General features: G+C 70.5%; 9 protein-coding genes. All 9 read right to left on the bottom strand.

Annotated features, from left to right (window positions below):
• Positions 1-138: 138 nt before the first annotated feature.
• The 9 genes from nusB to mltG all read right to left on the bottom strand — a co-directional run bounded on the left by nusB (position 139) and on the right by mltG (position 9,042).
• On the bottom strand, positions 139-573 hold the full coding sequence (gene nusB / locus RNB18_RS49310) for a transcription antitermination factor NusB (RefSeq protein WP_057614158.1): 435 nt from the start codon (positions 571-573) through the stop codon (positions 139-141).
• A gap of 2 nt (positions 574-575) precedes the next feature.
• A complete protein-coding gene (efp, locus tag RNB18_RS49305) occupies positions 576-1,142 on the bottom strand; it encodes an elongation factor P (protein ID WP_057614159.1) in 567 nt (188 codons plus the stop codon).
• A gap of 49 nt (positions 1,143-1,191) precedes the next feature.
• Positions 1,192-2,295: an aminopeptidase P family protein gene (locus tag RNB18_RS49300; protein WP_311720675.1), complete on the bottom strand. Its 1,104-nt coding sequence runs from the start codon at positions 2,293-2,295 to the stop codon at positions 1,192-1,194.
• Between the two features lie 77 nt (positions 2,296-2,372).
• Positions 2,373-3,251, bottom strand: a complete 879-nt coding sequence (locus tag RNB18_RS49295) for a Pro-rich N-terminal domain-containing protein (RefSeq protein ID WP_311720674.1) — start codon at positions 3,249-3,251, stop codon at positions 2,373-2,375.
• 289 nt (positions 3,252-3,540) lie between these two features.
• A complete protein-coding gene (gene aroB, locus RNB18_RS49290) occupies positions 3,541-4,632 on the bottom strand; it encodes a 3-dehydroquinate synthase (RefSeq protein WP_059207965.1) in 1,092 nt (363 codons plus the stop codon).
• Complete coding sequence (locus RNB18_RS49285) at positions 4,629-5,144, bottom strand: shikimate kinase (protein ID WP_311720673.1); 516 nt, start codon at positions 5,142-5,144, stop codon at positions 4,629-4,631. The genes aroB and RNB18_RS49285 overlap by 4 nt, the downstream gene beginning before the upstream one ends.
• Positions 5,141-6,325: a chorismate synthase gene (gene aroC, locus RNB18_RS49280; RefSeq protein ID WP_311720670.1), complete on the bottom strand. Its 1,185-nt coding sequence runs from the start codon at positions 6,323-6,325 to the stop codon at positions 5,141-5,143. The genes RNB18_RS49285 and aroC overlap by 4 nt, the downstream gene beginning before the upstream one ends.
• A gap of 163 nt (positions 6,326-6,488) precedes the next feature.
• Positions 6,489-7,328, bottom strand: a complete 840-nt coding sequence (locus tag RNB18_RS49275; RefSeq protein ID WP_311720669.1) for a shikimate dehydrogenase — start codon at positions 7,326-7,328, stop codon at positions 6,489-6,491.
• Positions 7,309-9,042: an endolytic transglycosylase MltG gene (gene mltG / locus RNB18_RS49270; RefSeq protein WP_311720668.1), complete on the bottom strand. Its 1,734-nt coding sequence runs from the start codon at positions 9,040-9,042 to the stop codon at positions 7,309-7,311. The genes RNB18_RS49275 and mltG overlap by 20 nt, the downstream gene beginning before the upstream one ends.
• Between the last annotated feature and the right edge of the window lie 108 nt (positions 9,043-9,150).

The following is a 9,150-nucleotide window of genomic DNA, read 5'->3' as shown; positions in this document are numbered from 1 at the left end:
TGCCCGGTGCCGGCCACCCCGGCGGCTTTCTGCGCGCCTTGTGGGGCCCGCGCGTACGCAGACGCCTGAGGGCCCGCAGCGGTCTCGCTGCGGGCCCTCAGGCGTTTCGCGCCTCTTACGCGTCGTGCCGGCGCGGTCCTACGCCTCGTCCCGGCGCAGCGAAGGCTTCAGGTCCTTGAGCCGGCCCAGCAGGCCGTTCACGAACGAGGGCGACTCGTCCGTGGAGAACTCCTTCGCCAGCTGCACCATCTCGTCGAGCACCACCGCGTCCGGGGTCTCGTCGGCCCAGATCAGCTCATGGGCGCCCAGACGCAGGATGTTGCGGTCGACGACCGGCATCCGGTCCAGCGTCCAGCCGACCGAGTACTGCGCGATCAGCTCGTCGATGCGCTTCGCGTGCTCCGCGTAGCCCTCGACCAGCTGCATCGTGTACTCGCTCACCGGCGGCTGCCGGGTGTCTTCCCGGGAAAGCCGGATCCAGTCCGCCAGGACCGTCAGGACGTCGACTCCGCGCTGGTCGCCCTCGAAGAGGATCTGGAAGGCGCGCTTGCGGGCCGTGTTGCGGGCAGCCACGGTTAGCTGTTCACCCGGCCGAGGTAGTCGCTCGTGCGGGTGTCGACCTTGATCTTCTCACCGGTGGTGATGAAGAGCGGAACCTGGATCTGGTGACCGGTCTCCAGGGTGGCGGGCTTGGTGCCGCCGGTGGAGCGGTCGCCCTGCAGGCCCGGCTCGGTCTCCTGGACGACGAGCTCGACGGCGGCCGGCAGCTCGACGAAGAGCACCTCGCCCTCGTGCTGCGCCACGGTGGCGGTGAAGCCCTCGATCAGGAAGTTGGCGGCGTCACCGACGGCCTTGCGGTCGATCATCAGCTGGTCGTAGGTCTCCATGTCCATGAAGACGAAGTACTCGCCGTCCATGTACGAGAACTGCATGTCGCGCTTGTCGACAGTGGCCGTCTCGACCTTGACGCCGGCGTTGAACGTCTTGTCGACGACCTTGCCGGACAGCACGTTCTTGAGCTTGGTGCGCACGAATGCAGGGCCCTTGCCGGGCTTGACGTGCTGGAACTCGACGACGGACCAGAGCTGGCCGCCTTCGAGCTTGAGCACCAGGCCGTTCTTGAGGTCGTTCGTGGAAGCCACGGTTGCGGAATCTCCTGGACTGACGTGGACGACCCCGGCGCACGCACTCCTACAGCGCGAGCAGCTCCTTGGTCGTGATGGTGAGTAGCTCGGGTCCGCCGTCCGCCTCGGGGCGTACGACGAGCGTGTCATCGATCCGGACGCCGCCCCGTCCCGGGAGGTGGACCCCCGGTTCGACGGTGACCGGCACGCAAGCGTCCAGTTTACCCATGGCCGCGGGGGCCAACTGCGGGTCCTCGTCGATTTCCAGTCCCACACCGTGTCCGGTGAGGGTCGGGAGGCCCTCGTGGTGGCCCGCGGACTCCAGTACCTGACGGGCCGCACGGTCCACGTCACGGTAGGCCGCACCGGGTGTCAGCGACTCGCGTCCGGCCCGCTGAGCGGCGAAGACGAGGTCGTACAGCTCGATCTGCCAGTCGGCGGGGGACGTACCGATGACGAAGGTACGGCCGATCTCACAGCGGTATCCGCGGTAGTTCGCGCCCAGGCAGACGGAGAGGAAATCGCCCTCCTCGACACGGCGGTCGGTGGGACGGTGGCCAGGGCGGCCGGCGTTCGGACCGGTGCCCACGGATGTGGCGAAGGCCGGGCCGTCGGCGCCGTGGTCGACGAGACGGCGCTCCAGTTCGAGGGCGAGGTGCCGCTCGGTGCGGCCGACGAGGATGGACTCCAGGAGTTCTCCCAGTGCCTGGTCGGCGATCTCGGCGCCGATGCGCAGGCAGGAGATCTCCTCCTCGTCCTTGATGACCCGGAGCTGTTCGACCGCGCCCGCGAGGTCTGCGAGGAGCAGCCGCGGGACGACCGAGCGGATGGCTCGGTGGCGGCCGACGGTGAGGTGGTGTTCCTCGACGGCGAGAGAGCCGGCGTGCTGTCCCGCAGCGAGGTCGGCCGCGGCGACGGCCGGGTCGCCGGCGGCGCCGGGGAGGGTGTGGATCCGCAGGGCCTGGTCGGGACGGCCGTCCATGCGGTCGTCCAGCGGACCGGGGCAGAGCAGGACGTCCTCACTGGCGCCGAGCAGGAGGACGGCGCCGCGGGGGGCGGTGCCCGCGAGATAGCGGACGTTGGCGGGACGGGTGATCAGCGCGGTGGCGCTGCCGCTGGCTTGACAGCGGGCCCTGAGCTTCGTTCTCCGGGTGACGTACACCTCTGACATGACACGAGCGTAGGAGTCATACGAGTGTGGCGCCGTTCGGGAGAGGCCGAGTGGGGGTTCGTCGTCGGCTCCTGCGATCACCAGCTCGGTGGGCTCGCGATCGACCGCGCCAGCACGTCGTCCAGGACCCTCGCCGTCTGGGCCACGTCCATCTGACTGTTGTCGATGATCGGCAGGCCCGAGCCGTACCACCCGGCCATCCGGCCGTGGATCCGGGCTACCTCTTCGTCGGTCAGGCGGCGGTTGCCCGAGCGTTCGGCGTTGCGCTCCAGGACGATCTCCAGGCCGGGCAGCAGGACCACCGGCAGCAGTCCCGGACCGACGTGCCGCTTCCAGCCGCCTAGGCCGACCACCGGACGGTCGGGGAAGACGGCGTCGTCGAGGATGCAGGAGATGCCGTTGGCCAGGAAGTTGCGGGCGGCGAAGCCGCAGGTGCGGCGGGCGAGGCGGTACTGCGCCTCGGAGTGGTCGTTCCAGCCGGACTGGGGGTCGGCGAAGCCCGAGCGGACCCACTCCCGCACGTCGTCGAGGCTGATGTGGGCGGTGGGGACCCTGCGGTGGTCGGCCCAGTACTTGGCGACGCTCGTCTTGCCGGCGCCCGCCGGTCCGATGAGCAGCACGGCGAGGGTGGTGCCGGCGGGATCGGGCACAGCGGCGGGCGGGGTACTGGGGGCGCCCACGGGGGCGCCGGGCGGCAGCGGCACATGCCCGGTGGTGTCCGGTACCGGCGCGGGTGAGTGCTGCGGTGCCGGCGGGACCGGGGAGTGCTGCGGCGTCGGCGGAACCGGGGCCGGGGTGAAACCGGGTGCCGGAGGCGGTGGGGGCACCGGGGCGGAACCCTGGTGCGCGCCCGGGTGATGCGGTCCCGGGTGGTGTGCGGCCGGCGACCAGCCGGCGGCGGGTCCCTGCCCCGGCTGATGGGGCGGCGGCAGCGGAGAACCCACTGCGTGCTGCATCCGGTGCCACTCCGTCTCGTCTTTTCGGCTTGCTCGCCTCCGGGACGCTCGCGTCGGTGCCGGGAGCCGACCGTGCTCGGCCCGAGGGCCTGTGCTCGCTCGTTCTCTCGTCTCCGACGCGCCCCTCCGGCTCACTCGCGGCAGGCTGATCGGCGCTGGTTACGGGGTGGTACATACCCCGCTCGTCACCGAACGGTACCGCCCCCGGCCTTCGTTTGGTGAAACGGCCGGGGGCGCCCCGAAGTGCCCCTGTCGCAAGGCGAATCAGGCGGAACGCCCGTCGCGGGACTTACTGGCCGACCTCGCCGTACGCGGCCAGCAGGACCGCCGGGTCCGGGCCCTCCAGGACCGTGGGCTTGCCCAGTCCGTCGAGGACGATGAACCGCAGCAGATTGCCGCGGGACTTCTTGTCGACCTTCATGGTCTCCAGCAACTTGGGCCACTGGTCGTAGCGGTAGTGAAGCGGCAGCCCGACCGATTCGAGGACGGTGCGGTGGCGGTCGGCCGTCGCGTCGTCCAACCGGCCCGCCAGACGGCCCAGTTCGGCGGCGAAGTGCATGCCTACGGCGACCGCGGCGCCGTGCCGCCACTTGTACCGCTCGTTCTTCTCGATGGCGTGGGCCAGCGTGTGGCCGTAGTTGAGGATCTCCCTGAGGCCCGACTCCTTGAGGTCGGAGGAGACGACCTCGGCCTTGACCCGGATCGAGCGCTCGATGAGCTCGGCGGTGTGCGGGCCCGCCGGGGTGCGCGCGGCCTGCGGGTCGGACTCGATGAGCTCCAGGATCACCGGGTCGGCGATGAAGCCCGCCTTGATGATCTCGGCGAGTCCGGAGACGTAGTCGTTGACGGGCAGGGAGTCCAGCGCGGCCAGGTCGCACAGGACGCCGGCGGGCGGGTGGAAGGCGCCGACGAGGTTCTTGCCCTCGGCGGTGTTGATGCCGGTCTTGCCGCCGACGGCCGCGTCGACCATGGCCAGCACGGTGGTGGGGATGGCGATCCAGCGCACCCCGCGGAGCCAGGTCGCGGCCACGAACCCGGCGAGGTCGGTGGTGGCGCCGCCGCCGACGCCGACCACGACGTCGGTGCGGGTGAAGCCGGACTGTCCGAGCGCCTTCCAGCAGTAGGCGGCGACCTCGGCGGTCTTGGCCTCCTCCGCGTTCGGGACCTGGATGGCGACGGCCTCGAACCCCTGCCCGGCGAGGTCGGCGCGCAGCGCGTCACCGGTGTCGGCGAGCGCCTCGGGGTGGATGATCGCGACCCGCTGCGCCTTCTCCCCGATCAACGCGCCGAGCTCACCCAGGAGTTGACGTCCCACCAGGACCTCGTACGGCTCGCTGCCTGCGGTGCCGCCGACCTGGATGCGCGTCACTGCCTCGCTCATGCTTCCTTCAACTCCAGTGCGTCCAGCGCGATTCGGGTGACTTCTTCGGGTGTACGGCCGTCGGTGGCGACCACCGTCGTGGCGATCGACTCGTACAGGTGGCGGCGGGCCTCCATCAGCTCGCGCCACTGCTTGCGCGGGTTGACCGCGAGCAGCGGACGCGCGGCGTTCAGGCCGGTGCGCTTGACCGCCTCCTCGACGTCCATCGAGAGATACACCACCTGCTGCCCGGCCAGCAGCGCGCGCGTGTCCGCGTCCAGGATCGAGCCGCCGCCCAGCGCGAGGACACCGTCGTGCTCGGCGAGCGCCCGCCGCACGGCGGCCTTCTCGATCGCCCGGAAGGCCGGCTCGCCCTCGTCGACGAAGATCTCCGCGATCGTGCGGCCCTGCTCGGCGACGATGTCGTCGTCGGTGTCCCGGTAGCCGACGCCGAGCCGCTCGGCCAGCAGCTGCCCGACGGTGGACTTGCCCACGCCCATAGGGCCGACCAGCACCACCTGGGGAGCGGTCATCGGATGGCCAGGTTCTCGAGGTACGACTGCACGTTGCGGCGGGTCTCGGGCACGCTGTCGCCGCCGAACTTCTCCGCCACCGCGTCCGCCAGGACCAGGGCGACCATGGCCTCGGCGACGATGCCGGCGGCCGGGACCGCGGACACGTCGGAGCGCTGGTGGTGGGCCTGGGCTGCCTCGCCGGTGGTCACGTCGACGGTCTGCAGGGCGCGCGGCACGGTCGCGATCGGCTTCATCGCGGCCCGCACCCGCAGCAGCTCACCCGTGCTCAGTCCGCCCTCGGTCCCGCCCGAGCGGCCGGAGACGCGCCGGATGCCCTCGGGCGAGTTCACGATCTCGTCGTGCGCCTTCGAGCCCGGCACCCGCGCCAGTTCGAAGCCGTCGCCGAGCTCGACGCCCTTGATCGCCTGGATGCCCATCAGCGCACCCGCCAGGCGGGCGTCCAGCTTGCGGTCCCAGTGCACATGCGAGCCGAGGCCCACGGGGACGCCGTACGCCAGGATCTCGACCACTCCGCCGAGGGTGTCGCCGTCCTTGTGGGCCTGGTCGATCTCCGCGACCATCGCCTTCGACGCGTCCGCGTCCAGGCAGCGCACCGGGTCCGCGTCGAGCTTCTCCACGTCGGCCGGGGTGGGGTAGACGCCCTGCGGGGCCTTGGCCGAGGCCAGCTCCACGACATGGCTGACGATCTCGATGCCGGCCGTCTCCTTCAGGTACGACCGGGCCACCGCGCCCAGCGCCACCCGGGCGGCCGTCTCCCGGGCGGAGGCCCGCTCCAGGATCGGCCGGGCCTCGTCGAAGCCGTACTTCTGCATGCCCGCCAGGTCGGCGTGGCCGGGCCGCGGCCGGGTCAGCGGCGCGTTGCGCGCGAGGCCCGCCAGGATCTCCGGGTCGATGGGGTCGGCCGACATGACCTGCTCCCACTTGGGCCACTCGGTGTTGCCCACCATGATCGCGACCGGGGAACCGATGCTGAGGCCGTGCCGGACACCGCCGAGGAAGGTGACCTCGTCACGCTCGAACTTCATCCGGGCACCGCGGCCATAGCCCAGGCGGCGCCTCGCCAGGTGGTCCGCCACCATCTCCGTGGTGATGGGCACGCCGGCCGGAAGGCCCTCCAGCGTCGCGACGAGTGCGGGACCGTGGGACTCCCCCGCGGTCAGCCAGCGCAACCTGCTCAACGGTGCTCCTCAGTGCTCGCGCCCTCGTACTGCCCTGCTTACGCGCGTCCTCGCGTACGGCAACGGCGCGACCAGGTGCGCGGCCCCGGCCCGCCACCTCCGATCCTCCCACGTTCGGCGCCGGGAGCCGGTCACCGGTCCAGCAGACGGACGTGGACGGATCTCAGCGGGCAGCCAGCGCGTGCTCGCCCGCCTTGCGCATGGCCTCCACGGGCGCGGGCCGCAGGCCGGTCATCTGCTCGACCTGGAGCACCGCCTGGTGCACGAGCAGGTCGAGGCCGCTGACCACGGCCCCGCCGATCATGGACCAGCGGGCCGCCAGCGCGGTCGGCCACGGGTCGTAGAGCACGTCGAAGAGGGCCGCGGGGCGCTCCGGTACGGCGTGGGCGAGAGCGTCCGTCGCCCCGGCGGGGGTGGTCGCGATCACCAGAGGAGCGTCCAGGGCCTCGGCCGCGTCCGCCCAGTCCGCCGTGCGCACCTCGACGTCGAGGCGCTCGCCCCACTGCCGCATCTCGGCGGCCCGGGCCGCGCTGCGCACATAGGCGACGACCTCGCCGGTGCAGATCCGGGCCAGCGCGGCGAGCGCGGAGGAGGCGGTGGCGCCGGCGCCGAGGATCGCCGCCGAGTCGACCTGTTCGATGCCCCGCTCCCTGAGCGCGGCGACCATCCCCGGGATGTCGGTGTTGTCGCCGAGGCGGCGGCCGTCCTCGGTGAACACGACGGTGTTGACCGCCTCCACCGAGGCGGCCGTGTCGCTGATCTCGTCGAGCAGCGGAATGACCGCCCGCTTGAGCGGCATGGTCACCGACAGCCCGGCCCACTCCGGCCCGAGCTGCCCGACGAACCCGGGCAGCGCGGCCTCGTCGAGCTCGAACCGGTCGTACGACCAGCCCGTGAGCCCCAGTTCCTCGTAGGCGGCCCGGTGCAGGACCGGCGAGAGGGAGTGGGCGATGGGCTTTCCGAGGACGGCGGCCCGGCGGGCGTCAACTGCCCGTGCTTGCATCGAACTTGTCCTTGAGCCTCAGGAATTCAGCGTGGGTCTTGGCGAATTCGGTGGTCTTCAATCCGTCGGTCGCGACGAAGTAGTACCAGCCGTCGTCGGTCGGATTCAGCGCGGCCTTCAGCGCGACGTCGCCCGGATTGTCGATCGGGCCGGGCGGCAGACCCTTGTTCGTGTACGTGTTGTACGGGTCCTTGTTGCTCTTGATCTCCGACTCGGAGATGCGGATGTCGCTCTCGTTCTTCAGGTAATTGAAGGTCGAGTCGAACTGCAACAGGCCGTAGGTCTCGGGGTTCGCGAGGTTGAGCCGGTTGTAGACCACTTCCGCCATCTTGCGGAAGTCGTCCTCCGTCTTTCCCTCGGCCTGGACGAGGCTCGCGACCGTGATGACCTGGAGGGGATTGTCCAGCTTGAGCGCCTTGGCCTTCGCCTCCAGGTCGTACTTGCCATATGTCTCGGCGGCCTGGGTGACCATTTCCTTCAGCACCGCCTCGGGCTTCATGCCCTTCGCCGCGGGATAGGTACCCGGATAGAGGAAGCCCTCCAGCGGGTCCTTGATGTCCTTGTTGTCGTTCGCCCAGCTCGGCAGCCCGAGGCTCTTGTATTTCTTTTCCGCGATCTTCTTCGTGGTGCCGGAAGCAAGATCGAGTTTCTCGTCGATCCTCTGGTAGACGGTGAGGTTCCGCAGTCCCGGAGCGACCAGCACGTTGTTCTGGCTCTTCCGGTCGAGCATCATCACGACGGCGCTTTCGGCGGACATCTCCTTCTTCAGCAGATAGGCGCCGGCCTGGATCGCCTTCCCCTTGGGGTTCTGCTCCTGGGCGGACACAAAGGCGTCGACGCTCTTCACGACACCCGCGTCCTTCAGCAGCCGGCCGATCGCGTACCCGCCCGCGCCCTTGGGGACCTGGACGGTGACCATCTGGCTCGTCCCGTCCCCGGCATAGTCCGGGGCCGCGCCGAAACGATTTTGGTAGAACTGGTACCCGAAGTAGCCGACACCCGCGGTGCCGCCGCCGAACACCAGCAGGACCACCAGACAGGCGCATCCGCTCTTGCGCTTCTTGCCACCCTTGCCGCCCTTGTCGCCGCGCCCGCGCCGGTCGCCGCGGCCGCCTTTCGGGTCGTCGGTGTCGTCCTCGCTGTCGTCGTCGCCCGCGAAGAAGGCGTGCTCTCCCTGGTCCGGGCCCGGATCCCAGTCGATCTGCGGCTCAGGCTCGGCCCGTCGACGGCTCGGCGGCTCCGGAGGCGGGTACGCGTCCGGGCTGCCGTAGTAGTCCTGCTGCCCGGCGCCGTACGCGGCCGCCTGCTGTCCGTACGGGTCCGAAGGATCGGCCTGGTACGGCACCTGCGCCTGCGTGCCGGTCGCCCAGCCGTTGCCGTTCTGGTCGTACGACTGCTGCTGGCCGTGGTACCCCTGCTGGTCGTACTGCTGATGCTGCTGCTGGTCGTACTGCTGTTGGTTGTACTGCTGCTGGTCGTACTGGCCGTCGTGCTGCGGGTACTGCTGCTGCGCCTGACCATAGGCGGCCTGCTGGCCGTCGCCCCAGCCACCGTTGTCGTACTGCGGCTGCTGCTGCGGATAGTGCTGCGGCTGGCCGCCGTAGGGGGACTGCTGACCCGCGTGGGTCTGCTGCCCCTCCCATCCATCGTTCCCGTACAACGGGTCCTCGGGATGCCACGGTTCGGAGCCTTCGCCCCGGCCATACTCAGTCATCGATCCCCTAGAGCCGCGAGGCGGCGGTCTCCTTCTCTCACCATCCGGCTACCGTTTCGCCTCTTTCTGTGCGGTGACTGTTCGAATGTCGCCGCATCGCGCGGAACG

The organism is Streptomyces doebereineriae, assembly GCF_031845645.1.
Lineage (GTDB): Bacteria > Actinomycetota > Actinomycetes > Streptomycetales > Streptomycetaceae > Streptomyces > Streptomyces canus.
The sequence above is the reverse complement of the archived record's forward strand: the minus strand, read 5'-3'. Positions and strand labels throughout refer to the sequence as shown.